A 24928-nucleotide genomic window follows, 5' to 3' on the forward strand; every position below is an offset into this window, starting at 1 on the left:
GCGCTGGCCGCCTGATCATGCCGTCCCGCCCGTACACCACTATTGACGATTGCTCCGCTCTCGTTGATCTGCTGCATGTTCTTCCAGCGCGAGATGCCCAGCGAACTCGTGATCACCGGGAAGCCATTTTCGTGCGCGTAAAGCGCGGTCCGCTCGAAACGCATGTCGAAGCACATCGTGCAGCGCACACCGCGTTCCGGTTCGTTTTCCATCCCGCGTGCGCGTTCGAACCAGTTATCGCGGTCGTAATCGGCATCGACGAAGGGAATGCCAAACTTTTCGGCAAAGCGAATGTTCTCGTCTTTGCGGAGATCGTATTCCTTGCGCGGATGAATATTCGGGTTATAGAAAAAGATCGTGAAGTCGATGCCCGACGCTACCATGGCTTCCATGACTTCCCCGGAACACGGCGCGCAGCACGAATGCAGCAGCACCTTGCTCTGGCCGCCGGGCAGTGGGAGAGGCTTACGGTCATGGGTTGATGTCATAACATCTCCTTTCGCTGAAACGTCACGCAGGCTGATACAAGACCGGCATGCTTACGCAGCGACGGTTATCTTCAAGCCTCGCGCCAGATTTCACGTGGTGTATCGAGTACGAGTTTGAGCTTGTCGCGTTGCGCCGCTACGCAAAATCATTGCGTGGACAGTGCTCGCGAAGCCGCGCTTTGGCTAGAACGCCAGTTGTTCCAGCGGTGCATCACTAGCGGCCTCGTCGATCCGAAAAGTCATGCTTTAAAGCGGGAAACGCCAAGATTGCCGGGGTAGCCCGTAATTATCCTGGACCGCCTTGTATTCGACCATGGATTATTCTTCATACATCCATTAGTTTCGTTCATCCGAAAATCCGGTCGCTGGCCTCACACTGCGTTCGCGTACGTTAAGGATCGGGCGGCATAAAGAAATTGCGGGTACGTAGAGGGCTTATCTTCGATGAAGAAAAATGGCATTATTTCATCCATCCATTAGATTTCTTCATTTTTTGGTTGTCCATTTCCATGCTCGAGCGCGTTCATCTCGTCATCGTTCGTGAAGTGGCCCGACAGGGCTCACTCACCGCAGCCGCGGAATCGCTTTTCCTCACGCAATCGGCGTTGAGCCACACGGTCAAGAAGATCGAACAGCAACTCGGCACCCCGATCTGGCACCGGGAGGGACGCAGCCTGCGCCCTACGCAGGCCGGCCAGTATCTACTCTCGCTCGCCGAGCGGCTTCTGCCCCAGTTCGAGCTAGCCGAGGAGCGCATGAAGCAGTACGCAGCGGGCGAGCGCGGGACCCTGCGCATCGGCATGGAATGCGCGCCGTGCTATCAGTGGCTGCTCAAGGTCGTTTCACCGTATCTCGCGCGATTTCCCGATGTGGACGTGGATGTGAAGCAGCGCTTCCAGTTTGGCGGGATCGGCGCGCTGATCGGCTACGACATCGACGTGCTGGTGACGCCCGATCCGCTCAACCGCCCCGGCCTGCGCTTCGAACCGGTGTTCGACTACGAGCAGGTGCTGGTGGTCGCGGAAAATCATCGGCTGACAGGCGAGCGTTATGTGAAACCGGAACAACTGGTCGACGAAACGCTCATTACCTATCCCGTGGAAACCGACCGGCTCGACATCTACAACCAGTTTCTGCGCCCCGCCGGCATCATTCCGCGGCGGCACAAAACGATCGAAACGACGGACATCATGCTGCAGATGGTCGCGAGCCACCGTGGCGTGGCGGCGCTGCCCAAATGGCTCGCGGAAGAATACGCTGACCGCATGCCGCTCGCCATCGTCAAGCTCGGCAAACAGGGCATCGCCAAGCAGATTTTTCTGGGCACGCGCGAGGACGATGCCGTCGTCGATTACCTGAATTCATTCGTCGAGTTCGCGCGCGAGTCGAACTGGAAAACGCCGCGCGTACGGCGCTGACAGCTGACTAATATGGACCTGGCCGCAATGGGTCCAAGCGCTGCACCCAACTCTATTGCGCGCTATACAAATCCACGGCTTAAGACCGGACGTAACAGTTAAACGCTTTGGGCCAGCGACCAATCATTCACGTTCGAGGCGATGCAGATAAACCGGCAATGAACGTCCGTAGTGACGGCCCAAAGCGGTCATACTGAAACATCGCATGGGTGACCGCCATGAACACCGTCACAGAAACTCACTGCTGAGTCGCTACAGGCCGCTTTCCCACAACACGGCCAGTCTACCGTTCGCTGTCGTGCCCCAACGTTTCCTGGAGGAAGGCGATAAAACTTGCCAGCTTCCGTGGCATACGCGCATCGGGCAAATGCACCACATGGATTGGCCACGTCTGCGCCGGCCAGTCGGGAAAAAGACGAACGAGCCGACCCGCATCCAGATCTTCCTGCAGCATTACCTGAGGTTGAAAAATCACCCCCAGTCCCGCGAGCGCAGCTTCGCGAAGCGCGAGGCCGCCATTGACATCGAGACGGCCACGCACCGCGATGCGCTCCACGCCATTGCCGCCGGGACGTGGGAAACGCCATTCACGTTCGGGTCCGGTCGCGACTATAAAAGCGAGGCAGTTGTGCTGCGCCAGATCGGCGGGCACCTGAGGCTGCCCGTGGCGCGCCAGATAGGCCGGTGATGCGCAGGCAATACGCGGCGAATGGGTCAACGGCCGCGCAATCAAGCCCGAGTCCGGCAGTACCCCTGTTCGGATCGCAGCGTCGAAACCTTCTTCCGCCAGATCGACGAAACGATCGTTAAGGGACAGCTCGACCTGAACCTCGGGGTAGCGGTCGAGGTACGCGGCAAGCGCCGGTACGAGCACACGCGTGCCATAGATAACCGGGCAACTCACCCGCAATCGGCCACGCGGGTTGCTCTGCATTTCTCGCGCGTCCAGTTCGGCGGAGTCCACCAGCGCCAGAATTTCGAGGCATCGCGAGTGATAGCGCTTGCCGAGTTCGGTCAGGCTTTGACGCCGCGTGGTGCGATTCAGCAGCCGGCCTTCGAGCCGTCGCTCCAACTCGCGGATATGGTTGCCGACCATCGTGGGCGTCATACCGCTGCCTTCGGCCGCGGCGGTAAAGCTGCCGCGCTCGACCACGCGTGCAAATATCGCCATGCTGTTGAATCGATCCATTCGCAAGTCTTATTAAGGAGTGTTCGAAGAGATACTGGGTTTATCAAGTCTGGCTAAAGAATAATACTCGGGTCATGGCTTCACTCACAATCCACAGCGAGGACTCACCATGACTATTGCAAGCACGAACCTTCGGCATCAACACGTCGTCCTGCTGGGCGGCACCTCCGGAATCGGCCTTGCCACGGCGCAGGCCGCGCTGGCAGCCGGCGCCTCAGTGAGCGTTGTTTCATCCCGCAGTGAGCGAGTCGCCGAAGCCGTCGCGAGACTCGGCGACCGGGTCAAGGGGTACACGGTCGATCTGAGTCACGAGTCCGCCGTGCGTGCACTGTTCGGGCAAGTCGGCGCCTTCGACCATCTGGTCTACAGCGCGGGGGATTCGTTGCGAACCGGAGCGCTCGCCGACATGGACCTCGCTACGGTCCGCCAGATTTTCGAAGTGCGAGTCTTCGGCGCAATTGCCGCTGTCAAATATGCGGCACCGTATCTCCGTCCCGGCGGCTCGGTGGTGTTGACCGGCGGTATTGCGAGCTTGCGGCCACAAACGGGTTGGGCGGCGCTCGCCGGCGTCTGCAGCGCGATGGAAGGTTTAACACGGGCACTCGCGGTGGAGTTGGCGCCCATTCGCGTCAACCTCGTGAGTCCCGGTTTGGTGCGCACGCCGCTGTGGGATAACTTGCCCGAATTTGAGCGCGAAGCGCTCTACGCCGCGAGTGGCGTGGCATTGCCAGTCGGTCGTGCCGGCGAGGCGGAGGACCTCGCGCAAACGTACGTCTATTTGATGACCAATCGCTATGCTACGGGACAGACCATAATTGTGGATGGCGGTGGCGTGCTGGTCTGACTAGCAACGGGCTCGAAGAAAGCGATGGCCGCTACACCCTGAAGCTGCCGAAGACGTCACGCTTCGTCGAACGACGCCAACGGGTCGTTTATGTTCGTTGCATGGGAAGAACGCCCGAGGCGATCTTCGCGCTCGGGCGTCGGGCGGTAGTCGGCCATGAACGGTCACTCGACGTCAGCATCTGATTCGTTGACAATCAGCACAGGCTGACTCTGGGCGTGACTTGGATTAGCGCAAGATCGACACATGACGACGAACCGTACAAAAACTCGGCTAGCTGGCGAGCTTAGTCGCTTCGTGCAACAGTACGCCCGGAAGGTTCAAGCATCAGAGCCCAACGACAGGCAGTACGATCGCAAGCTCGAAAAAAAAATGAAGCGCCTCTCCCCGTCTGAACTATCGGATCTTCTCTCCCAAGACGAGCAAGAGCCGGAACCGCCGAGGCGTGAGAAAGGGTGAGTTCGACCATGAGCTACCGTTCGACTACCCCCACCAATCGGCGACAATCTGTCGAGGTCGACCGTTTTCTCAGAATCATGGAAGAGCCCAATGAAACCCGGTGAGCTGAGGTCGCTTGGCCACAATATCGCCGATTCGCTGGCTAGCGGAATCGGCTTAATGATTGGCATGTACGACTTCGATATATTTGCAGAGGCTTCAGCAAGCGCCCAAGGTTTTATCACCGTCAACTTTCTTGACGGAACGACGTCTGGTGGTCCGATTTCTGTGACGTTGCAGCGCGCAATTCATCTTTATCGTGATGCGCTCCCGACTCTTTGTGACAAGCATCGCATCGCGTTTTCAACCATCAAAACGCTGACCGCTCGATATGGAACGGATCAGGTATACGGTCGACACTTTTCGGTCACGGTCGAAAATATAGAGGGAAAGAAGACGGCAGACCAGTATGTCGGGACCTCGGGGAGACGATTGCGCCGACTTAGATCCTGATGTTCGTCTTAGCTGCGGAGCCAGATATTGAGGGGGCGCCGCTTACCGCGCACGAATCGCCAAACACATGCACGACTAGAGTCGGACGCAGTGCGGCCGCGAGCGGACGGCAGATATCTAGCAGTTCAATTTTGTGGAGGTTGGTCTTCGGCTATGGCGCAAATAGAGCACATGGAAGAGATCATTCGATATTCGTTCGGTCTTTGGATCACGGGTCTCTTTGATTCGATTAGGCGCTGGAATCCGACCTTCTCATTGGATGAATATAAGGCTGCGTTCTTTGACGTCGTAAGGCAATTGCTGGATGACGGCAAGATCATGTTCATCGCACCGGGAGCTGACTGCTATACATCTCCGGAAAATCCTCATCCTCGATACACTATTTACGATCGAGATGCCCAGTGGCATGAGACGCCCGAAGAAATTGTTCGCCAGCTCGCCGCCCAATGGCCAATGCACGTGTCTGATGCAAACGATCCAGAACTAATAGTCTATTTTTTCATGATCCCAGGTGTCATTTGGGTCGGCGAGGGTGGAAAACTGTACGCCTCGTAAAAGAAAATCAATCGTCGATTGAATGGCCGCTCCTGGAAAAAATGAAAGTCCGCTCCGGGTCGGCTACGGCCCACCGCATCCGCCGGTAGCCGGATATGCTGCGTAATTCTCCATGAGCGTTATTATGACGGGACGCTCAAACATCCAACTCCGCATCAAGATCCAACGCCCGTACGCCGATAGTCCCTCGGCGCCACGCCGCACACGCGCTTGAACGCGCTGCTGAACGCGCTTTCCGACGCATATCCCAGCCTGGCCGCGAGGACGGCAATCGGCGTTGCCTCCTGGATCAGTGCGCGCCTTGCCATACGCATGCGCCAGTGCGTCAACCACGTAAGCGGTGCCATGCCTGCGGCCGACTTGAAACGGGTGGCAAACGCAGTGCGCGACATCGCCGCCGCCGCTGCAAGCTCGTCGAGCCGCCACGACCTGCCTGGGTCGCCGTGCATCAACCGCAACGCAGGACCAAGCCGCGGGTCGCCGATGACACGCAACCATCCTCTGGGGACGTCCGCGCCCGTGTCGAGATGAACGCGTAGCATCTCGACAAACATCAATTGCACGAGGTAGGCCGAAGCCAGACTGGCGCCTGGCCTCTCGGCCTCGAACTCCTTCACTAGCCGTGCGAGCAGCCACTGCAGAACACCCGCCTGCTCGCAGTTTGCGCGGATATGAATGAGCGGCGGCAAAACGTCGGTTAGCAGCGCATCGTTGGATGGTGCGAGTCTCACGTGCCCGCCGATCTGCGTGCAGCCGCTGCCGTCGCCGATCTGCACGGCCCGCCTCCCACTGCCGGAGAACAGGCTCGTCGCCTCGACGGGTTCGGTGTCCGGGTCGCTTGCGAGAATGAATGAGCGTTCGCCATTCAACAAAAAAACGTCGCCTTCGCCGACAGCGACCGGTTCGCTCCGAGGCCCGAAGCCAAGCCAGCAACTGCCCTTCACCAGCGCGAAGAACTTGATCTTGTTCGGCTGCGGAAAGCGGATCGCCCACCTGCCGCCCGCGGAGAAGCCGCCGGCCACGACCGGTTGCGCGTCGAGCAGCCGAAGCATGTCTGATAGGGGGTCACCTTCCATTTCTGAACTCATGCGACAGTATTCCGGCTTTTTGATTATTCATCGTACCGGAAGTCGGGCTCACACTGTACCCAACATTGTTCGCCCAGGAGGACTTCATGCAGACGCTGCAAAAACCAATCGGTTCGAATTTCGGAGCCGCCACCACCGCCGACGAAGCCATTGCCGGCATCGACCTTTCCGGCAAGGTCGCGATCGTGACCGGCGGCTATTCGGGCCTCGGGCGCGAGACTGCGCGCGTGCTGCGCGCCGCCGGCGCTCGTGTCGTCGTCCCCGCGCGCGACATGAATCGGGCGAGTGCGGCATTGACTGGCATCGATGTGGAAATTGCCCCGATGGACTTGCTCGATCCCGCTTCGATCGATGCCTTTGCGGCGTCGTTTCTCGAATCGACGCGTGCGTTGCACATACTGGTCGACAACGCTGCCATCATGGCCCTGCCAGAATTGACGCGGGACGCGCGCGGCTATGAGTCCCAGTTTGCAACGAACCACCTCGGCCACTTTCAACTTGTGCTGCGACTCTTGCCCGCGCTGCGCCGGGCGAACGGCGCGCGCGTGGTCTCGGTTTCGTCGGTCGGTCATCGTTATTCGCCGGTGTTTCTCGACGACCCGCATTACGACCGGCGCCCGTACGACCCCTGGACCGGATATGGGCAGTCGAAGACGGCCAACATTCTCTTTGCCGTCGCGCTCGACGAACGGGAGAAGCGCCACGGCATCCGCGCGTTTTCGCTGCATCCGGGTGCCATCGTCGATACGGGTCTGGGGAAATACGTGACGCGCGAGCAGTTGATCTCCGCGGGCGTTCTCGACGAACAAGGCAAGCCGATACGCGATCCGGCGCGGCAGCTCAAAACGATTGGGCAAGGTGCGGCCACCCAGGTCTGGTGCGCGACGAGCCCTCAGCTCGATGGCCGGGGCGGCGTGTACTGCGAAAACGTCGACGTGGCTCCGCTGATGGCGGCGCAGCCCGAAATCGCCGATATGGCCGATGCCATGCGGCTCGTCGGCGTGGCGCCGTATGCCGTCGATCACACGAATGCCGATGGGCTATGGACGCTCAGCGAAAAGCTGCTTGGCATTCAGCCGACATGACGATACCGGGTTGCTTCTTCGTTAGACGACTGTCGTCTGCGTTGATAAAGCCCGGAAATCTGCGGAGAACCGTTTTTTCCGGTCGACACCCAAGGCGAGCGCGTCCCCCGTCCCCCGTCCCCTCAGACAGCGGCCTCGAGCCGCTCCGCCGACCACTTCAACCCATAGAACAACCGCGCCGCAACACGCTCGGGAAAACCTGCGGGCAGCGCCGCCGCCACCTGCTCGATCACCGCGGGGGTGCGCTCGACGAAGCGAGCCACAAGCGCCTCCGCATCGCCCCCGTAGTGGCAAAGCTGCGCGGTGGCATCGAAATGGGCGCGCTTCACGTCGCGCATGCGGTAGTGGCGCCCCTTGCCCCACATGGCCATCGCAAGCGTCGCCTTGTGCCACGACCATTGATTGCCGCCGTCGCCTTCAACCGGCCAGATCGACATCACATCGTAAAGCGGCGCCAACTGAAAACGGCCGCCCGGCAGCAGGCGAATGCTGAAGTTCTTCGCATGGCCGTCGGGCGCCGCGAGCAACCAGAACGCGATCTGCGCGCCAAGCAATGTTTCGAGGTCGTCCTCTGCGCGCCGCGACTGCCGCAGGATGTCGGCGATTTCGCGCACGCCTGGGCCACCCTGCGATTCGTACTTGCGATGCGGCGGCATGCCCAGCGCCTGGCAAAAATCCTCCTGGGGTAGACGCAGCAACGCGCCGCCCTGCGACCAGGCCCGGTCGAAGCGCTCCACGCACAACACCTTCTGCGAGCCGAAGGTTTCGATGCGCGCACCGGCAACGGGTAACCCGTACGCTTTCAGCACGGCGAGGCAGAGCCACTCGTTTTCGACGGAGGTCTGGAAGTCCACCTTGCGATGGCCGATCAGGCCGAGCGGCAGCTTGAGGATGTGCGTGGTGGGTGTGGCGCCGCGCGGCAAATACCACTGGCCGTCGTGATGCAACAGCGCCGTCTTTTCCTGCGCGCCTGCGAGCGAGATGCGCAGCTCGCTGCCCATTTCGTCCCCCGCGCCCTCGCCCGGCAGCGCGCCCGCGGTTTCGAGCAGCAACCGCTCGATCGCGGCTTCGGAGAGCGGCGTACCGTCGATCGACTCGACGTCCTCGGGCTCCTCGTCCTCGCCCAGCAATTGCACCGCGCCCACGCAATCGCGTCCGACCGCTTTCAGCAAATCGAATGCTTCAACCGTTTCGGTGCTGAAGCGGGCCGCGATGCGCCGGCGGATCTGCGGACTGTCCGGCAGCAGGTTGTCGAAGTAGTTATGAACGCGCTCGCCGCGCAGCGGCCGTTCGCCAACGCCGAACGGCAACGAGAGCGAGAGCGGCCGCCCCACGGCCGAAAGCTTCCAGGCCGGTTCGTAGTGCAACTCCATATCGCCGCCGGGCAGCGCGGCCCAGATGCCTACCCGTTCACCATTGGCCCATACGGAGAGCGCGCGCGAATGCGATTTGCGGCCCATCGCTCACCACTCCGGCTGGCCAGCGGCGCCGGGCGCCCCGGTATCGCGCGACTGCACGCACAGCTCAAGACCGTAAAGCGCGAAAAGCGCCATCATCTGGTCGAACGAGAGGCTGGCCGTACCCGTGGTCTCAAGCGCGGAAAGCCGCGGCTGACCAATGCCGATACGCGCGGCCGCCTGCGCCTGGGTCATCCCCCGGGCCTTTCTGGCCGACTGCAGAATCTCGCCGAGTGCAGCCGGCGTATGGACGATGATCTTCATGAGATATTCCTGTCACGCATAAAGCAATTTTATGCCTGTCGGTGATAGTTTGACAATATCAGCCACAGGTATAAAGCAGAAATATCGCTCACACCGATAGTTGTAGCGTAACGCAGCGGCCCCTGCCTCCTGTCAGTCAGGGAGCCCTTCGGAGACGGAAAAACTCCACGTTCACGCTGCAATGCACAATCCCTGGCGTTAGTCGAGTACCCGAAAACAAGTGTTTTTTTGACACCACGCCGCGGCCAATTTCAACGCGATTTTTATTTTCGCCGTCCTATGATGGCCCGTCGTATTTCGCTGCTCCGGACACGACCTGTCCATGCGGCCGCTTCGCAATAATCGCCGCCCAAAAGCGGCGGAGCTTGCGGCGCCAGCAATAATCAAAAGGGATTAACTTTCATTATTGAAGGTTACATAAAAATCTTTCGGCCTGATTACGCCTTCTTTATTGCAGAAAATAGAAGGACGAATTAGCCATTAACGCCAATCCATAGCTGTACTCGGAGAAAAGCATGAAAAAAAGTCTTGTCGCCCTCGCACTCGGTAGTGTCTTCGCAATTTCCGCACATGCACAAAGCAGCGTCACCCTCTACGGCCTGATCGACACGGGCCTCGTCTACACGAACAACCAGGGCGGCCACAGCAACTGGCAACTGAACAGCAGCTCGACGCAGAACACGGTGTTCGGCCTGAAAGGCACGGAAGACCTCGGCGGCGGCCTGCATGCGGTCTTCAAGCTGGAACAGGGTTTCGTGCTCAATAACGGCGCCGAAGCGTTCTCCGGCGACATCTTCGGCTCGCAAGCCTGGGTCGGCCTGCAAAGCGACCAGTACGGCACGCTCACGTTCGGCCGCCAGTTCGACGTGATGAACGACCTGGTCGGCCCGCTCACGGCGGAATCGAACACCTGGGGCGGCAACATGGCCGCCCACCCGTTCGAGAACGACAATCTCGCCGCCGATTCGGTCGTCATCAACAACTCGGTCAAGTACACAAGCCCGACCTGGCACGGCATCACGGGCGAAACGATGTACTCGTTCAGCAACAGCAGCGAATTCGCGAACAACCGTTCGTACGGCTTCGCGCTTGCCTACACGCAAGGCCCGCTCAACCTCGCGGCCGGCTACCTGCAGCTCAACAACGCCGGCAGCGGCAGCGGCGCCGTCACCACGAGCGACACCAGCGCGAACTTCCTCGCGGAGCGTCAGCGCGTCTGGTCGCTCGGCGGCAACTACACGTTCGGCCCGGCCACGGTCGGTCTCGTCTGGAGCCACACGCAGCTCGACAACGTCGGCGGCGTGTACTCGTTCGGCACGGGCACGTACCTCGGCTCGAACGACGCTTCGGCCGGCTCGCTCACCGGCTCGCTGCGACTCGACAACTACGAGGTGAACGTCAAGTACGCGCTGACGCAGGCCTTGACCGTTTCGGGCGCCTATACGTACACGCATGGCGCGTACAACGGCTCGGCGCCGGGCTGGAACACGGCGATGCTGCAGACGGACTACGCGGTCAGCAAGCGCACGGACTTCTACCTCGAAGGCGTGTATCAGAACGTGCATGGCGCGCCGGCCGACTCGGTGCTCTCGCACGCGATGATCAACACGCTCTCGCCGTCGGCGACCGATACGCAAGTGGCAGTCACCGTGGGCATGCGTCACGCTTTCTAAGCGGCCACGCCGCGCAAACGGCACCTCGCTTTCGTCCGGCAACGGGCGGCACGAGGTGCTTTTTTTATTTCTCTTCGCCGCCTTTGCGCAAACGGGCCGCCTTGGGGTTATAGTCTGCCATTCCAAGCGACTGACTGACCGAATGAAGATGATCACCCGGCTCTGGAAAGAGAACAAAGGCCTTATCGCATTCCTGCTGCTCATGACGGTCTTCCGTAGCGCCGTCGCGGACTGGAACGTCGTGCCGAGCGGCTCGATGCTGCCCACCATCTGCATCGGCGACCGCATTCTCGTCGACAAGCTGGCCTACGATCTGCGCGTGCCGCTCACGCACATCCGCATTGCGCACCTGGCCGACCCGCAGCGCGGCGACATCGTGACCATCGATTCGTCCTCCGCGCACGAACTGCTCGTCAAGCGCGTGATCGGCGTGCCCGGCGACCGCATCGCCCTGCGCGACAACGTGCTCTATGTGAACGGCGTACGCGCGACCTACCGGCCCGAAGGCATGAATCTGCTCGCGAGCGACGCCAGCGAACCCGGCGATTATTTCGCGGAACGCTTCGACGGCGTGACGCACACCGTGCGCTTCTCGCCCTATGCGCCCAGCCCGCGCAGTTCGTTCGGCCCTGTCGTCGTGCCGCGCGGCGAATACCTGATGCTCGGCGACAATCGCGACGACAGCGCGGACTCGCGCTATTTCGGTTTCTTCCCGCGTAACGAGATCATGGGCCGCGCGCGCCGCGTGGCTTTCTCGCTCGACCCCGACCACTACTACGCGCCGCGCTTGAGCCGCTTCGGATCGCTGCTCGATACGCCGCCAGCGTAAGCGGGGTCCCGTCTTCCGGAGTCCCCTCATGTCATCGATCCCCGCAAACGCGCCCGGCGCGCTGCATGAAGTCTGGCTGATCCGCCACGGCGAGACCGAGTGGAGCCGTTCGGGTCAGCATACGGGCCGCACCGATATTCCGCTCACGGAGCGCGGCCGCGATCAGGCCCGCGCGCTGGCGCCGCGGCTGGCCGCGCAGACCTTCGACGCGGTCTGGTCGAGCCCGAAGGCACGAGCCATCGAAACGTGCGAACTGGCGGGCCTGGGTGCCAGACGCGTCATCGTGCCCGAGTTGCACGAATGGGACTACGGTATCTACGAAGGGCGCACCACGCCCGACATCCGCGCGAGCGCGCCGGACTGGAGTGTGTGGCACTCGCCGGTTCCGGAAGGCGAGAACCTCGCGCAGGTACAGGCCCGCGCCGAAAGCGTGGTGGCGCGCCTGCTCGCGTCGAGCGGACGCGTGGCGGTCTTCTCGCACGCCCATTTTCTACGCGCGCTGGCAGGCTGCTGGATCGGCGGCGCCGCCCTTGGCGCACACTTCTATCTCGACACGGCCTCCATCAGCGTTCTCGGCTTCGATCGCGAGTTCCGCGCGATACGGCACTGGAACGTGCTGCCCAAAGCCTCTCTCTGAACGGCACGATCGAATACGGATGAAACTGGAAACGCAGCGCCTTCTGCTCGCCTCGGTCTGCCTCGCCCTTTGCGCGGGCGCCACGGCCGCCCATGCGGCAGACGACCAGCAGACCCGGATCAAACAGGCCGTGGATGCCGCTATCGTGCCGCTGATGGCGAAAGACGACGTACCGGGCATGGCTGTCGGCGTCACGGTGGACGGCCGGCCCTGGGTGTTCGATTACGGCGTGGCGTCGAAAGAGGGCCGCCAGCCTGTCACACGCAACACGCTGTTCGAACTTGGTTCGGTATCCAAAACGTTGACGGCCACGCTCGCCTCGTATGCCGCCGTCAACGGTGAACTCTCGCTCGCCGCGCCCGCCGGCCAGTATGTGCCCGCGTTGCAGTCGAGCCCGTTCGGCAAGGTAAGCCTGCTGGAACTGGGCACGCATACGCCCGGCGGCCTGCCCTTGCAGGTCCCCGACGACGTTACCGACGAAGCCCGACTCATGCAGTATTTCCGCGCGTGGAAGCCGCTCTACGCCCCCGGCACCTACCGCACGTACTCGAACATGGGCATCGGCATGCTCGGGTTCGTCACGGCAAAGCGCATGGGCCAGAGCTTCGACGCCGCGATGACGCGGCATCTCTTGCCCGCCCTCGGCCTCTCCAGCTCGTATCTCGACGTACCGTCAGGCAGGGCGGCCGATTACGCTCAGGGCTACACGAAGCAGAACCAGCCCGTGCGCATGAAACCGGGCGTCCTTGGCGAGGAAGCGTACGGCATCCGCTCGAACGCCGCCGACATGACGCGCTTTATCGAAGCCAACATGGGCGAAGTGCGGCTGGCCCCGAAGCTGCAGCAGGCGATCACGGCGACGCATACGGGCTACTTCCGTTCGGGCCCGCTCACGCAGGATCTGATCTGGGAACAGTACCCCTGGCCCGTCGATTTGAAGACGCTGCAGGCCGGCAACTCGTCTGCGATGATCCTCGACGCGACGCCGGCCACGCGCATCACGCCGCCCGAGCCACCGCGCGACGACGTGTGGATCAACAAGACCGGCTCGACCAACGGTTTCGCGACCTATATCGCGTTCATTCCGCAGCGGCATCTGGGTATCGTCCTGCTCGCCAACAAGAACTACCCGATCGAAGATCGCGTGGCGGCAGCGTATGCAATTCTTTCGGCGCTCGATACGCAGAAGTGACGAGGAGCGAAGCTCCTGTGCGGGGCTCCCGGTCGCCGATCACCCGCGCCGGCCTCGCCGGGTAGCGGGTCCCGGCGCGCGCCGCGCCCGCGCCAGAGCGCCCTGAAGCTTGCCGAGCCCCTTGCGAACGTCCTGCGCGCCGTCGAACAATAGCGACTCGAGATGATCGCTCAACGTCTGGGTCAGGCGGCGATAGCCCGCGACGGCCGGAAACGGAAACGCGCTGATCTGCCGGTTTTTCGCCAGTTGATCCATGACGGCGATGACGCGATTGCGTTGCAGCACGTAGCGGTCTTCGGCGACGGAATGGCGGGCGCTGCCTGCCGCCCCATGGAGTACGAAGTATTTCATCAGTTCCGGCGAGGTCAGCGTCTCGATCGTCCGCCACGCCCATTGCGCCGCCTCCGTACCATTACCCGAGGGTATCGCCAGCAGCGCGCCGCCGAGAGGTGAGATCGGCGTCACGCCCCGCTCGAACGTGGGATGCAACTGCAGCCCGATGCGACCGCCTTTCTGCAGCAGCGCATGGCTGTCCAGCATGCCGTAACGGTTCGACCAGTGATAGCACATGGCCGATTTCCCCGAGCCGAAAATCTGGGCATTGCGCGTCCAGTGCGCGCTGCGCAACTGCGTGGACGACCACGGAAGCAGCGCGCGAAGATACTCGATCACCTGTCTGCCGCGTTCGGTATCGACCTGCAGGACGCCGTCGTCGAACCTCACGCCGCCCTGCGCGCCCAGCATCTGCAGGAACGATTCGGCAAGCGGCAGACCCGGTGCCGCGTTCCAGGTGATGCCCGCCCGATCCTGCCTCGGCCGGTGCAATCGGGAGGCGCAGCGAATCACGTCTTCGAAACTCGAAGGCGGATCGAGCCCCTCGGCCTCGAACAGATCCTGCCGATACCACAGGAAGTCCACCGTCGGCTGCACGGGAATGGCGTAGAGTGCTTTGCCGTGCCAGCCGGCCTGCCATGCCGCATCGTAAAAGTCCGCGCCGGAAAAACTGCTGGCAGCCTGCAAGGCCTGCAACTCGAGCAAATGCCCGTCTTCGGCGAGTTCTGCGAGCCACGGGAAGGGAATCGCCACCAGCACCGGCGCCGCGGCTCCCGCGCGCGATGCGTCATCGAGCGCCTTGTCGAGCGCATCCCGGTAGGTGTCCTGAGGCCAGGTCAGGATCCTCAAGCGATGGCCCACGAAGCGCTCGATGTCGGAGCGGTTGCGCTTGAGTATGTCGAATACGGGGTCTTCGTAGGCCACGAGCGTCAACTCGATCGCGCCGTTGAAACCGTCCGGCGCGGGCCGTGGCCATGCAATGCCTGGCGTCCCCGTCAAACCTTCGGCCTGGAAACGATCGAAGGAGTCGGTGTCGCTGGCTCCCACGATCAGCCTGACCGTCTGTTCGGTAATCCTGTCCACGCGGTCGAGTAGCGAAGCGGAGGGACGCACGATGGCGCGGCTGCCCGAACCCGACACGGAGCGGAACTCCAGCAGGCCGCCGGCCTTCAGCGCGAACACCACCCGGCGCGCGGTCGTGCGCGGCAACCCGGAGAGATCGGCGAGCGCTGTGATGGTCGTGGGCCGGTCGTTCAGATGATTCTGCAAGAGCGCGCCAAGGACTGGCCAGATCGCCTGCGCGTCGTCGCCAAGTTCGGCGCGCAGTATTTCGGCCAGCCGGTCGATGACGGCGATGGCGGCCAACCGGTCGCGTGCGTGCATGAGTCTCCCGGGGAGAAACGACGCCGAAAAGCGCTGACGCCGTGTTGCCATAAGTAAGGTAAGCCTATGATACGACGAGAAATAACCAGAATGGACATTTCTCCCGCGGGCGTGCCGGTCACCGCGTCATAGGATGCAGCCATACGCCACCCGCACGACGGGGCGTCGACAAGATCAACCAGGAGACGAGCATGAAGAGAGCAGCACGCCTGATCGCGGCACTGGCCATGGCGGTGTTCAGCCTAAGCGCCACGGCGGAGGGCGCGAGATTCGCCGTGATCTCGCATGCGCCCGACGCCGATCCGTTCTGGAACGTCGTCAAGAACGGCATCGCCGATGCGTCGAAGGACTTCGGCGTCACGGTCGACTATCGCAACCCGCCCAATGGCGATCTCGCCGACATGGTTCATCTGCTGGAGCAGGCCGCCGCCCGCAACTACGACGGCGTGGCGACGACGATCGCCGACTACGATGTCGTGAGCGGCCCGGTCAAGACCATTATTTCGAAGGGCATTCCGGTGATCACGTTCAACTCCGGGACCGCAAAGCAAAACGCGGAACTCGGCGCCCTGCTTCACGTAGGCCAACCGGAGTACGAAGCAGGCAAGGAAGCGGGTGAACGCGCGAAAGCCGCCGGCGTCAAAAGCTTTCTCTGCGTGAACAACAATGTGACCAATCCCGAGTCGTTCGAACGCTGCCGCGGCTTCGCCGAAGCGATCGGCGCCGACTTCAAGACGTCCACGCTCGATAGCGGCAACGATCCCAACGAAGTGCAGAACAAGGTCTTTGCAGCGCTGCACAAGCGGCCCGACACCCAGGCCGTGCTCGCACTCGGCCCGACCTCGGCCGTCCCCGCTCTTCGGGCCGTCAGCAAGCTCGGATTGTCGTCGAAGATTTACTTCGCCACGTTCGACCTCACGCCGGAAATCGACAAGGGCATCGAGGCGGGCACCGTGGAGTTCGCGATCGATCAGCAGCCCTACCTGCAGGGCTACATTCCGGTCGCGCTGCTCGCCATCATGAAACAGAACCATACCCACGATATCGGCAAGGCCATCGCGGCCCTGCAGGCCAATCCGCAGTTTCAGCAACGCGTTCGCACTTACGGTCTCGCGCCGCGCTTCTCGGCCAACGGCATCGACACCGGGCCCGGCTTCGTGACGCGCAGCAACGTCGCGCTCGTCGAAAAGTACGCGGGCCAGTATCGCTGATACCCGTCTTCACTACCATGCACTCCTGAAATTTACGTTCCTTCCCGATAGAGGATCCATCATGTTTCAACTTGCGGTATGCGCGGAAATGGTCTTTCGCCAGCTTCCGTTCATCGAGCGCGTCAAACGAATCGCCGATCTCGGATTCCACGTGGAAATCTGGGACTGGACGAAGCACGATATCGCCGAACTCGCGGCCAGCGGCACCTCGTTTTCCTCGATGACAGGGTATATCGAAGGAGACCTGATCACCGAAAGCGGCGCCAGGTCGCTTCTGCAAACCGCCGAACAATCCATCGAGGCCGCAAAACGACTCCATTGCCCGCGCCTGAATCTGCACGGCACGGGGCTCGACGGCAACGGCATGCCGGTCCAACCCACGCCCGTCGTCACGGGCGCGATGTGGCTCGCAGCACGGCATACGCTGGCGCAAGTGGCGGAACTCGGACGGCGCGCCAGCGTGGTCTTCTGCCTCGAAAATCTCAACACGGAAGTGGATCACCCCGGCGTGCCCTTCGCGCGCGCCGCGGATACGCTCGCACTCGTGAAGGCCGTGGACAGTCCGCATCTGCGCCTCAATCTCGATCTGTACCACGCACAGATCGGCGAGGGCAATCTGATCGAGCTGGTCCGCCGGGCGCTGCCCTGGATCGGGGAAATTCAGGTTGCCGATGTTCCGGGGCGCTGCCAGCCCGGTACCGGAGAGATCCATTACCCGGCCATCGCCCGGGCCCTGGCGCAAGCTGGCTACCGCGGCACGATCGGCCTTGAAGCATGGGCGAGCGGCGACGACGAAGCGGCGTTGCAGCAGTTCCGGGATGCGTTCGCCGTCTAGCTCGCGGCAAGCAGCGCGAGGCGGGTATTCGAGGTTTTTATCCTCAACGAATCGCAGTACGAAACAATTTCATCGAAACACGGGCATGCCCCTGATTTCGAACAACCTGAAACGGAAAAAAGCTCAAATGCTGAATATTGCCCTGCTAGGTGCTGGCCGGATCGGCCAGGTCCACGCCCGATCGATCCGTGCCAATCCGGACTGCAAGCTCGCCGCCGTCGCGGACGTCGCGGCGGATGCCGCCTCGAAGCTCGCCGCCCAGCATGGCGCCGAGGTACGCTCCGTCAGCGAGATTCTCGCCGACTCCACCATCGACGCCGTGCTGATCGCCACGTCCACCGACACCCACGCCGACCTGATAGAACGCGCCACGCAAGCCGGCAAAGCCGTGCTCTGCGAAAAACCGGTGGACCTGACACTGGAGCGCGCGCTGAAATGCCAGGCGAGGGTCAACGAAACAGGCAAGCCGGTCATGATCGGCTTCAACCGCCGCTTCGACCCGAACTTCGCCGCCCTCAAGGCAGCCGCCGACGCCGGAGACATCGGCCGCGCCGAGTTGCTGTCCATCACCTCCTTCGACCCGGCCCCGCCCCCCGTTTCCTATATCAAGGTATCGGGCGGGCTGTTCCGCGACATGACGATTCACGACTTCGACATCGCTTGCTGGATCATGGGCGGCGCGCCCGCGAAGGTCACTGCGGCAGGCTCCTCGATCGTCGACCCCGAGATCGGCAGGGCCGGCGACATCGATACGGCCGTCGTGACGCTGACCTGGCACGATGGCCGCATCGCCGTCATCAAGAACTCGCGGCGCGCCGGCTACGGCTACGATCAGCGCATCGAACTGCTCGGCTCCGGTGGTCTGCTCGCTGCGAAGAACGTGCTCGAAAACACGGTCGAAAGCATCACGAGCACAGGCGCGCGCTCGGCCAAGCCCGTCTACTTCTTCCTCGAGCGTTACATGCGCGCCTACGAGGCGGAGTGGAGCGCTTTCGTCGAGGCCATCAAGACCGGAACCTGCGTGCCCGTGGGTATCGCTGATGGCGTTGCCGCCCTTGCCTGCGCAGAAGCGGCAACGCGCTCGGCGCAAACCGGCGGGACGGTGGCGATCACGCCCGACATGCTGGGAACCTGATCGGCCGGAGAGCCAAACGGCTCGAGCCGCCGTCACGCGCTGCGTGGCGGCGCCTCCTTGCGGAAAAACCGGTTTTCCGGCCGTGGCAAGCCAAGATGCTCGCGCAAGGTGGAACCGGTGTATTCGCGGCGAAAAATGCCGCGCCGCTGCAATTCCGGCACGACCCGCGAAGTGAAATCGTCGAGGCCCTGCGGCAGAAACGGGAACATGACATTGAAGCCGTCGCTGCCCTCCTCCACGAGCCACCGCTCCATTTCGTCCGCGATCGACTTCGCCGTGCCCACCATTTCCAGTCCTGAATAGCCGCCTACACGCTGTGCGAGTTGACGGATCGTGAGACCGTCTTCGCGCGCCCAGTCCACGATGCGCTGCCGCGCCGAACGACTCGCATTGGTCTCGGGAATGTCGGGCAGCGGCCCGTCGGGATCGAAGCCCGAGACGTCATGGCCCAGCGCGATCGACAGCGAAGCGATGCCGCTGTCGTAGTGCACGAACGTATCCAATAGCGCGCGTTTTTCGCGCGCTTCCTCGACCGACTCGCCCAGCACGACGAATACGCCGGGCAGGATCTTGAGGTGATCGCGCGCGCGGCCCAACGGTTCTAGACGTGCCTTGACGTCCGCATAAAAGCGCTTGCCCGCCGCGAGACTAGGCTGCGCCGTGAACACGGCCTCGGCCGTTTCGGCCGCGAGTTGCCGCCCGGCCTCCGAGGAACCCGCCTGCACCACCACGGGCCAGCCTTGCGGCGGCCGCGCGATATTCAGCGGTCCGCGCACCGAAAGATGCTCGCCGCGATGCGCGAGCACGTGAAGCTTCGCGGGATCGAAATAGTCCCCGCTCTCGACGTCGCGGACGAAGGCGTCGTCGTCCCAGCTATCCCACAGGCCCGTCACCACGTCGAAGAATTCGCGGGCGCGCCGGTAGCGCTCGTCGTGCTCCACATGATCTTCCAGACCGAAATTCAGCGCGGCATCCGGGTTCGAGGTGGTCACGAGATTCCAGCCCGCGCGTCCGCCGCTCAGATGATCGAGCGACGCAAAGCGGCGCGCGACGTGATACGGCGCGTCGAACGTGGTTGACGCGGTCGCGACGAGGCCGATCTTCTCCGTCACGGCCGCGAGCGCGGAAAGCAGCGTGAAGGGTTCGAACGACGTCGCGGTGTGGCTGCGGCGCAGCGCCTGAATGGGCATGTTCAGCACGGCGAGGTGATCGGCCATGAAGAACGCGTCGAAACGCGCCGCTTCCAGCGTCTGCGCGAGGCGCTTGAGATGAGCGAAATTGAAATTCGCGTCCGGCCAGGCACCGGGATAGCGCCACGCCCCGGTATGCAGGCTAACGGGGCGCATGAACGCGCCAAGGTGCAACTGACGGGTGCGGGTCATGGTACGGTTCCGGCCGTTCGAAATGGAAGGCCCTACCATACGCCGGTTCTCCGAACTGCGCAGAATCCCCACTCGTTATGTGCCTATGCACAGATCCGGCGCTTTATCAGTTTCAGGAACAAGCATTTTCTCCGCCGCGCCGCGCGGTGCTTCTACGCGCGAGCGCAGTGCATATCAACGCCGCGGGCATATATAAAGCGCACAAAATTGGTTGTCGCGAGATGCGGCCACTCGCTAGCATTTCCCGATCTTCAACCCGTCGTAGGGCGTATCGAATGAATCGCAACAATAGAAAATGGCTCGCAAGCCTGGTCGCATCGGGCGTGCTCGCCGCGGGGGCTGGCGGCGCGCACGTGGCGCTCGCGGCAGACCAGACGGTGCGCGTGGGCATCATGTCCGGCGAAGACGAAGATGTGTGGCGCGTCGTGGCGGCCAATGCCGCGAAACACGGGCTGGCCGTGAAGGTGACGACGTTCAACGACTACACGCAGTCGAACGAAGCGCTGTCCGAACGCGACCTCGACGCCAATTCATTCCAGCACAAGCCGTATCTGGATGCACAGATCAAGGCCCACAACTATGCCATCGTGCCCATGGGCTACACCTACGTTCAACCGATCGGGCTCTATTCGGTCAAAGTGAAGTCGGTGGCCGACCTGCCGCAAGGCGCCGTCATCGGCGTGCCCAACGATCCCAGCAACGAAGGCCGCGCGCTGTTGCTGCTGCAGGCGCAGGGGCTCATCACGCTGCGCGGCGACCTGGGCCTCCTGCCCACGGCTCGCGACATCGAGAAAAATCCGAAGGACATCAAGATCAAGGAGCTCGACGCCGGCATCGTCGGGCGCGCGATCCGCGACCTCGACGCCGCCGTGATCAATACCGACTGGGCCATCAAGTCCGGCATCCGCATTCCCGACCAGCGCATTGCGCAGGAAGCCGTGGGCGGCAATCCGTACCGCAATTTCATCGCGGTCAACGCGAAAGATGAAAACGCTCCGTGGGTCAGAGCACTCGTGGAAAGCTATCAGCAGCCCAACGTGGCACACGAGATCCTCGCCGTCTACCACGGCGCGACGCTGCCGGCCTGGCAAGGCGCGCCGCAGCACTAACCACGACGTGACGCCGTCAATCGCCGCGGACGGCCGGAACGATCCGCGGCGATCGCACTCCCGGCAATCCCGTTCATCCCCCTTCGAAGGCCCTCCGATCGCCCTGCACGCTTACCCCAGGTGACATTCCTGCGCACGCCGAATAACATAGGTAGCCTATCAATCCAGATTCGCCGCTGCGCGCCGCCGGCCCCATGAATCAGCCCGCCCCACCCGACGCTCTCGCTTCCGCCCTTGAAATCGCCGAGGCACTGCGCCCGGTGCTGCATCGCCTGCTGCGCGAGCTGCGGCGCGAAAGCCAGCATCCCGAGGTCTCGCCGCTCCAGGCGCTGCTGCTCGCCTCCATCGTCAAGCATCCCGGCATCGGCGTGACCGACCTCGCCGCGCTCGAGAACGTGCGTGGGCCGACCATCAGCGGGCATGCCAAGGCGATGGAGAGCGCAGGCCTAGTCGAGCGCGAGGCGAACGATCCCGACGACCGCAGGCGCGTGGGCCTCGTCGCCACGAAGAAGGGACGCGACGCGATCAAGGCGATCAAGCGCAACCGCACGGACTGGCTGGCGCGCCAGCTCGCCGCGCTTTCGCCGGCCGATCGCCGGGCCATCCGGGAGGCCGTCGAACCGCTCGGCCGGGTCGTGGCATGAACGCGGACAGCGGGCGCGCGCAGGCGGCGCCAGCCGCACCCTCCGCCGGCGACGCACCCAAGCGGCGCGAAATCCGCTCCGTGCTGACCGGCTTGATGATCGTGATGGGTCTCGGCGCGCTCGACCAGAGCATCGTCGCCACGGCGTTGCCGCGCATCATCGCGGAGTTCGGCGGCGTCACGCATTTGTCGTGGGTCGTCTCGGCCTATGTGCTCGCCTCGACGGCCACCATGCCGCTCTATGGCAAGCTGAGCGACCAGTACGGACGCAAGCCCGTGCTCTACGCGGCCATCCTGCTTTTCTTGTTCGGCTCCGCGTTGAGCGGCCTGTCCCGCAGCCTGCCGCAGCTCATCGCCTTTCGCGCGGTGCAGGGTCTGGGCGCGGGCGGCCTGCTGCCGCTCACGCAAACCATCGTCGGCGACCTCGTGCCGCCCGCAAAACGCGGCCGCCGCCAGGGCTCGATCAGCGCGGTCTATGCCGTCTGCAGCGTCGTGGGACCGCTCGCGGGCGGCATCATCACCGACCTGCTTTCGTGGCACTGGATCTTCTACGCGAACCTGCCGATCGGCGCCGTCGCGCTTTACGTGATCGGCCGCGCGCTGCGCCACTCGCCGCCGCTACGCACGCGGCGCATCGACTATGCGGGCGCCGTCCTGCTCACCTCGACCACGACGGCCCTCCTGCTCGTGCTCGCGCTCGGCGGCTCCGAGTGGGCGTGGGACTCGGCCCAGGTAGCCCTCTGCGCCTCCCTCGCCGTGGCGCTCGGTCTCGTCTTCGCGCTGCACACGCGGCGCACGCCCGAACCCGTCCTGCCGCCGGCGCTCTTTGCCGACCGCCTCTTCGTGATCGCCTGCACTGTCCTCGCATTCACGTTCATGGGCCTGCTGGGATCGAGCGTCTTCTTCCCGCTCTACTTCCAGACCGTGGAAGGCGTCAGCCCCTCGCATTCGGGTTTTCTCACCGGGCCGCTGATGATGGGCGTGGTGGTATCGTCGGTCTTCAACGGACGCGTGCTGCTGCGCCGCGGACGCTACAAGCCCGCCCAGATTGCGGGTCTCGCGCTCGCGGTCGCCTCCTTCGGCGTGCTCGCCTGGAGCATAGGCAGCGCCCAGCCGCTGGGCGTGGTCGAGCCGTGCATCGTCGCGGTGGGGCTCGGGCTCGGACTCGTGATGCCCAACATGACGATTGCCGTGCAAAATGCCTTGCCTGCCAGCCATCGCGGCGTGGGCACGGCCACCCTCGCCTTCTTCCGCTCCCTCGGCGGCCTGATCGGCGTCACGGGTGCCGGGGCGATCCTCGCGGCGAAGCTGCGGCACTCGGCGGCGCCGCAACTCGCGCACGTTTCGGCGCATGCGGCAAGCGTCGGCCACGAGGTCGCGACGGCCATCTACCGCCACGCCATTGCCGGCATTTTCGCCATGGGAGCGTGCATCATCGCCATTGCGCTCGTGCTCGTCCTGTTTCTGCCCGAGTTGCCGTTGCGCGCGCACCACCACGCGGACGAGCCGCTCAAGTCCTGAGAGCGGCCAGCCGTTATCCGTTCCGGGTTTTCCTGCCGTAACGGCATTGCCGGCCGTGGCGGCGCCGCGCGGGCGTTATTTCCATACTCACGGAAAGCGCAAGGTATGCCAGGATGCGGATATTCGCCCGCGGCGCATACCGCCGCCGTCCTCCCCTTACATCCACCCGACATGCAACAAGGCACCCAGGCCACTGCCGCCAGCTTCGCCACGACGGGCGTCGATCTGCTCGCGCTGTTCGACGTCACGCCCACCTCGCTGTGGCTCGAAGACTATAGCCAACTGCGCGCGCTGTTCGATCGCTGGCGCGCGGCCGGCGTCACGGACATCCGCCGCCACCTCGAAGAGGAGCCGCGCCGCGTGGCCGAATGTTCGGCATGCATCCGAGTGCTGAAGGTCAACCAGCACACGCTGCGCATGTATGGCGCGCGCGATTACGACGAACTCGCCGCGCACCTGGGCTCCGTGCTCCGCGACGACATGTTCCAGGCGCACGTTGGCGAGCTCGAGCAGATGTGGGCCGGGAACCCGACGTTCGAGAGCCAGAGCGTGAACTACGCGCTCGACGGCCGCCGCATGGACATCCTGCTGCGCGGCGTGATCTTGCCGGGTCACGAGGAAGACTGGAGTCGCGTGCTGGTGGCCATCGAAGACGTCTCCGCGGTCGAAGAAGCCCGTCATCGTGCGATGGCGAACCAGTTGTACGCGCAGGGCATCTTCGAACACGCGCCCGTTTCGCTCTGGGTCGAGAATTTCTCGGCGATCCGCCAGTTGCTGGAAGACGTGCGAATGCAGGGCATTGTCGACTTCCGCACCTTCACCGACGTTCACCCCGAATTCGTCGAGCGCTGCATGAGCGAAATCCAGGTGGTGGACATCAACCACTACACGCTCGGCATGTTTCGGGCTCCCGACAAAGCGACGCTGCTCACCCGGCTGCCCGACGTATTCCGCGACGAGATGCGTCCGCACTTTCGCGAGCAACTGTTCGACCTCTGGGAGGGGCGCCTTTTCCACCAGCGCGAAGTGCTCAACTACGCGCTGGACGGCAGCGAACTGCACGTGCATCTGCAATTCTCGGTCTTTCCGGGGCACGAGGAACAGTGGGACCTGGTGCTGCTCGCGCTCACCGACATCACGGCGCGCAAGAAAGCGGAAGCCTACCTCGAATTCCTCGGCAAGCACGACGTTCTGACGAAGCTGAAAAACCGCTCGTTCTACGTGGACGAACTGAACCGCCTCCAGCGCAAGGGGCCGTTCCCGGTGAGCGCGATCGTGCTCGACATGGACAACCTGAAGCTCGTCAACGACCAGCTCGGGCACGCCGCCGGCGATGCCCTGCTGCGCCGCGCGGGCGAAGTGCTGGCGAAGGCGATCCAGAAGCCGTATCAGGCGGCACGCATTGGCGGAGACGAATTCGCCGTGCTAATGCCGGGCGCCGACGAGCGCGACGCGGAAATCGTGGCGGAAAGCATAGGAAAGCTTGTCGAACTGAACAACCAGTTCTACGGCGGCCCCGCGCTCAGCTTTTCGCTAGGTTGCTCGACCTGTGATGAAGGCGAAAGCATCGAGGCCATGCTGCGCGTGGCGGATGCGGCGATGTACGACGCCAAGCGGCGGCGCAACGAGCCGGTTCGTGACGACGATGGGGAAAATAGCAGTCCTGCGGGAAATGCTGCGGGCAGCCCGCGAGCACCCGATTGATT

23 protein-coding genes are annotated in these 24928 nt (G+C 63.1%); 16 read left to right on the forward strand and 7 right to left on the reverse strand.

Annotated elements, in window-relative coordinates; genetic code table 11:
* On the reverse strand, positions 1 to 488 hold a 488-nt coding region (locus tag V8683_RS15130), incomplete at its 3' end, for an epoxyqueuosine reductase QueH (RefSeq protein ID WP_462880656.1).
* Positions 489 to 997: 509 nt separating this feature from the next.
* Between V8683_RS15130 and V8683_RS15135 the strand changes: the two genes are divergently transcribed.
* Entirely contained in the window at positions 998 to 1906 is a 909-nt protein-coding gene (locus tag V8683_RS15135; protein ID WP_411193186.1) for a LysR family transcriptional regulator, read from the forward strand.
* A 283-nt stretch (positions 1907 to 2189) separates the two neighbouring features.
* Here the strand turns inward: V8683_RS15135 and V8683_RS15140 are convergent, their stop codons facing one another.
* Positions 2190 to 3095: a LysR family transcriptional regulator gene (locus tag V8683_RS15140; protein ID WP_411193187.1), complete on the reverse strand. Its 906-nt coding sequence runs from the start codon at positions 3093 to 3095 to the stop codon at positions 2190 to 2192.
* A 109-nt stretch (positions 3096 to 3204) separates the two neighbouring features.
* Here V8683_RS15140 and V8683_RS15145 point away from each other — a divergent pair, with 109 nt between their 5' ends.
* The 3 genes from V8683_RS15145 to V8683_RS15155 all read left to right on the forward strand — a co-directional run bounded on the left by V8683_RS15145 (position 3205) and on the right by V8683_RS15155 (position 5445).
* Positions 3205 to 3939 (forward strand): SDR family oxidoreductase, encoded by a 735-nt coding sequence (locus tag V8683_RS15145; RefSeq protein ID WP_411193188.1) that lies wholly within the window; start codon positions 3205 to 3207, stop codon positions 3937 to 3939.
* Positions 3940 to 4488: 549 nt separating this feature from the next.
* Entirely contained in the window at positions 4489 to 4890 is a 402-nt protein-coding gene (locus V8683_RS15150; protein WP_411193189.1) for a hypothetical protein, read from the forward strand.
* Between the two features lie 171 nt (positions 4891 to 5061).
* The gene (locus tag V8683_RS15155; RefSeq protein WP_411193190.1) at positions 5062 to 5445 is read left to right on the forward strand and encodes a hypothetical protein; all 384 of its coding nucleotides are present in this window, start codon (positions 5062 to 5064) and stop codon (positions 5443 to 5445) included.
* A gap of 155 nt (positions 5446 to 5600) precedes the next feature.
* Here V8683_RS15155 and V8683_RS15160 read toward each other — a convergent pair whose 3' ends face one another.
* Positions 5601 to 6521: an AraC family transcriptional regulator gene (locus V8683_RS15160; RefSeq protein WP_462848051.1), complete on the reverse strand. Its 921-nt coding sequence runs from the start codon at positions 6519 to 6521 to the stop codon at positions 5601 to 5603.
* A 98-nt stretch (positions 6522 to 6619) separates the two neighbouring features.
* On the opposite strand from V8683_RS15160, the gene V8683_RS15165 reads away from it, so the two are divergent.
* A complete protein-coding gene (locus V8683_RS15165; protein ID WP_411193192.1) occupies positions 6620 to 7618 on the forward strand; it encodes an SDR family NAD(P)-dependent oxidoreductase in 999 nt (332 codons plus the stop codon).
* Positions 7619 to 7740: 122 nt separating this feature from the next.
* On the opposite strand, the gene V8683_RS15170 is transcribed toward V8683_RS15165, so the two are convergent.
* Positions 7741 to 9078 carry a type II toxin-antitoxin system HipA family toxin gene (locus tag V8683_RS15170; protein ID WP_411193193.1) on the reverse strand — a complete coding sequence of 446 codons (1338 nt, stop codon included), beginning with the start codon at positions 9076 to 9078 and terminating at the stop codon, positions 7741 to 7743.
* Positions 9079 to 9081: 3 nt separating this feature from the next.
* The gene (locus V8683_RS15175; RefSeq protein WP_411193194.1) at positions 9082 to 9339 is read right to left on the reverse strand and encodes a helix-turn-helix domain-containing protein; all 258 of its coding nucleotides are present in this window, start codon (positions 9337 to 9339) and stop codon (positions 9082 to 9084) included.
* A 515-nt stretch (positions 9340 to 9854) separates the two neighbouring features.
* Here V8683_RS15175 and V8683_RS15180 point away from each other — a divergent pair.
* The 4 genes from V8683_RS15180 to ampC all read left to right on the forward strand — a co-directional run bounded on the left by V8683_RS15180 (position 9855) and on the right by ampC (position 13670).
* A complete protein-coding gene (locus tag V8683_RS15180) occupies positions 9855 to 11012 on the forward strand; it encodes a porin (RefSeq protein WP_411193195.1) in 1158 nt (385 codons plus the stop codon).
* A gap of 142 nt (positions 11013 to 11154) precedes the next feature.
* Positions 11155 to 11841 (forward strand): signal peptidase I, encoded by a 687-nt coding sequence (gene lepB, locus V8683_RS15185; RefSeq protein WP_411193196.1) that lies wholly within the window; start codon positions 11155 to 11157, stop codon positions 11839 to 11841.
* A 28-nt stretch (positions 11842 to 11869) separates the two neighbouring features.
* The gene (locus V8683_RS15190; protein ID WP_411193197.1) at positions 11870 to 12478 is read left to right on the forward strand and encodes a histidine phosphatase family protein; all 609 of its coding nucleotides are present in this window, start codon (positions 11870 to 11872) and stop codon (positions 12476 to 12478) included.
* Positions 12479 to 12497: 19 nt separating this feature from the next.
* The gene (gene ampC, locus V8683_RS15195) at positions 12498 to 13670 is read left to right on the forward strand and encodes a class C beta-lactamase (RefSeq protein ID WP_411193198.1); all 1173 of its coding nucleotides are present in this window, start codon (positions 12498 to 12500) and stop codon (positions 13668 to 13670) included.
* A gap of 39 nt (positions 13671 to 13709) precedes the next feature.
* Here ampC and V8683_RS15200 read toward each other — a convergent pair whose 3' ends face one another.
* On the reverse strand, positions 13710 to 15386 hold the full coding sequence (locus tag V8683_RS15200; protein WP_411193199.1) for an extracellular solute-binding protein: 1677 nt from the start codon (positions 15384 to 15386) through the stop codon (positions 13710 to 13712).
* 191 nt (positions 15387 to 15577) lie between these two features.
* On the opposite strand from V8683_RS15200, the gene V8683_RS15205 reads away from it, so the two are divergent.
* The 3 genes from V8683_RS15205 (at position 15578) to iolG (ending at position 18567) form a co-directional block, all read left to right on the forward strand.
* Positions 15578 to 16597, forward strand: coding sequence for a sugar ABC transporter substrate-binding protein (locus tag V8683_RS15205; protein ID WP_411193200.1), 1020 nt, complete (start codon positions 15578 to 15580; stop codon positions 16595 to 16597).
* A gap of 61 nt (positions 16598 to 16658) precedes the next feature.
* Positions 16659 to 17432 (forward strand): TIM barrel protein, encoded by a 774-nt coding sequence (locus tag V8683_RS15210; RefSeq protein WP_411193201.1) that lies wholly within the window; start codon positions 16659 to 16661, stop codon positions 17430 to 17432.
* 127 nt (positions 17433 to 17559) lie between these two features.
* The gene (iolG, locus tag V8683_RS15215; RefSeq protein WP_411193202.1) at positions 17560 to 18567 is read left to right on the forward strand and encodes an inositol 2-dehydrogenase; all 1008 of its coding nucleotides are present in this window, start codon (positions 17560 to 17562) and stop codon (positions 18565 to 18567) included.
* A gap of 32 nt (positions 18568 to 18599) precedes the next feature.
* Here iolG and V8683_RS15220 read toward each other — a convergent pair whose 3' ends face one another.
* Positions 18600 to 19949: an LLM class flavin-dependent oxidoreductase gene (locus V8683_RS15220; protein WP_411193203.1), complete on the reverse strand. Its 1350-nt coding sequence runs from the start codon at positions 19947 to 19949 to the stop codon at positions 18600 to 18602.
* A gap of 275 nt (positions 19950 to 20224) precedes the next feature.
* Here V8683_RS15220 and V8683_RS15225 point away from each other — a divergent pair, with 275 nt between their 5' ends.
* The 4 genes from V8683_RS15225 to V8683_RS15240 all read left to right on the forward strand — a co-directional run bounded on the left by V8683_RS15225 (position 20225) and on the right by V8683_RS15240 (position 24926).
* Positions 20225 to 21058 (forward strand): MetQ/NlpA family lipoprotein, encoded by an 834-nt coding sequence (locus tag V8683_RS15225; RefSeq protein ID WP_411193204.1) that lies wholly within the window; start codon positions 20225 to 20227, stop codon positions 21056 to 21058.
* 194 nt (positions 21059 to 21252) lie between these two features.
* The gene (locus V8683_RS15230; protein ID WP_411193205.1) at positions 21253 to 21702 is read left to right on the forward strand and encodes a MarR family winged helix-turn-helix transcriptional regulator; all 450 of its coding nucleotides are present in this window, start codon (positions 21253 to 21255) and stop codon (positions 21700 to 21702) included.
* The gene (locus V8683_RS15235; RefSeq protein ID WP_411193206.1) at positions 21699 to 23222 is read left to right on the forward strand and encodes an MDR family MFS transporter; all 1524 of its coding nucleotides are present in this window, start codon (positions 21699 to 21701) and stop codon (positions 23220 to 23222) included. Before V8683_RS15230 ends, V8683_RS15235 begins: the two co-directional genes overlap by 4 nt.
* Before the next feature lie 171 nt (positions 23223 to 23393).
* Positions 23394 to 24926, forward strand: coding sequence for a sensor domain-containing diguanylate cyclase (locus V8683_RS15240; RefSeq protein WP_411193207.1), 1533 nt, complete (start codon positions 23394 to 23396; stop codon positions 24924 to 24926).
* The last annotated feature ends 2 nt before the right edge of the window (positions 24927 to 24928 follow it).

Source organism: Paraburkholderia sp. AV2, from assembly GCF_054968425.1.

What these genes read in the sequence shown, in the direction of transcription:
- V8683_RS15135 (WP_411193186.1), top strand. Translation starts at nt 998, where the DNA reads ATGCTCGAGCGCGTTCATCTCGTCATCGTTCGTGAAGTGGCCCGACAG.
- V8683_RS15140 (WP_411193187.1), bottom strand. Translation starts at nt 3,095, where the DNA reads ATGGATCGATTCAACAGCATGGCGATATTTGCACGCGTGGTCGAGCGC.
- V8683_RS15145 (WP_411193188.1), top strand. Translation starts at nt 3,205, where the DNA reads ATGACTATTGCAAGCACGAACCTTCGGCATCAACACGTCGTCCTGCTG.
- V8683_RS15150 (WP_411193189.1), top strand. Translation starts at nt 4,489, where the DNA reads ATGAAACCCGGTGAGCTGAGGTCGCTTGGCCACAATATCGCCGATTCG.
- V8683_RS15155 (WP_411193190.1), top strand. Translation starts at nt 5,062, where the DNA reads ATGGAAGAGATCATTCGATATTCGTTCGGTCTTTGGATCACGGGTCTC.
- V8683_RS15160 (WP_462848051.1), bottom strand. Translation starts at nt 6,521, where the DNA reads ATGGAAGGTGACCCCCTATCAGACATGCTTCGGCTGCTCGACGCGCAA.
- V8683_RS15165 (WP_411193192.1), top strand. Translation starts at nt 6,620, where the DNA reads ATGCAGACGCTGCAAAAACCAATCGGTTCGAATTTCGGAGCCGCCACC.
- V8683_RS15170 (WP_411193193.1), bottom strand. Translation starts at nt 9,078, where the DNA reads ATGGGCCGCAAATCGCATTCGCGCGCGCTCTCCGTATGGGCCAATGGT.
- V8683_RS15175 (WP_411193194.1), bottom strand. Translation starts at nt 9,339, where the DNA reads ATGAAGATCATCGTCCATACGCCGGCTGCACTCGGCGAGATTCTGCAG.
- V8683_RS15180 (WP_411193195.1), top strand. Translation starts at nt 9,855, where the DNA reads ATGAAAAAAAGTCTTGTCGCCCTCGCACTCGGTAGTGTCTTCGCAATT.
- lepB (WP_411193196.1), top strand. Translation starts at nt 11,155, where the DNA reads ATGAAGATGATCACCCGGCTCTGGAAAGAGAACAAAGGCCTTATCGCA.
- V8683_RS15190 (WP_411193197.1), top strand. Translation starts at nt 11,870, where the DNA reads ATGTCATCGATCCCCGCAAACGCGCCCGGCGCGCTGCATGAAGTCTGG.
- ampC (WP_411193198.1), top strand. Translation starts at nt 12,498, where the DNA reads ATGAAACTGGAAACGCAGCGCCTTCTGCTCGCCTCGGTCTGCCTCGCC.
- V8683_RS15200 (WP_411193199.1), bottom strand. Translation starts at nt 15,386, where the DNA reads ATGCACGCACGCGACCGGTTGGCCGCCATCGCCGTCATCGACCGGCTG.
- V8683_RS15205 (WP_411193200.1), top strand. Translation starts at nt 15,578, where the DNA reads ATGAAGAGAGCAGCACGCCTGATCGCGGCACTGGCCATGGCGGTGTTC.
- V8683_RS15210 (WP_411193201.1), top strand. Translation starts at nt 16,659, where the DNA reads ATGTTTCAACTTGCGGTATGCGCGGAAATGGTCTTTCGCCAGCTTCCG.
- iolG (WP_411193202.1), top strand. Translation starts at nt 17,560, where the DNA reads ATGCTGAATATTGCCCTGCTAGGTGCTGGCCGGATCGGCCAGGTCCAC.
- V8683_RS15220 (WP_411193203.1), bottom strand. Translation starts at nt 19,949, where the DNA reads ATGACCCGCACCCGTCAGTTGCACCTTGGCGCGTTCATGCGCCCCGTT.
- V8683_RS15225 (WP_411193204.1), top strand. Translation starts at nt 20,225, where the DNA reads ATGAATCGCAACAATAGAAAATGGCTCGCAAGCCTGGTCGCATCGGGC.
- V8683_RS15230 (WP_411193205.1), top strand. Translation starts at nt 21,253, where the DNA reads ATGAATCAGCCCGCCCCACCCGACGCTCTCGCTTCCGCCCTTGAAATC.
- V8683_RS15235 (WP_411193206.1), top strand. Translation starts at nt 21,699, where the DNA reads ATGAACGCGGACAGCGGGCGCGCGCAGGCGGCGCCAGCCGCACCCTCC.
- V8683_RS15240 (WP_411193207.1), top strand. Translation starts at nt 23,394, where the DNA reads ATGCAACAAGGCACCCAGGCCACTGCCGCCAGCTTCGCCACGACGGGC.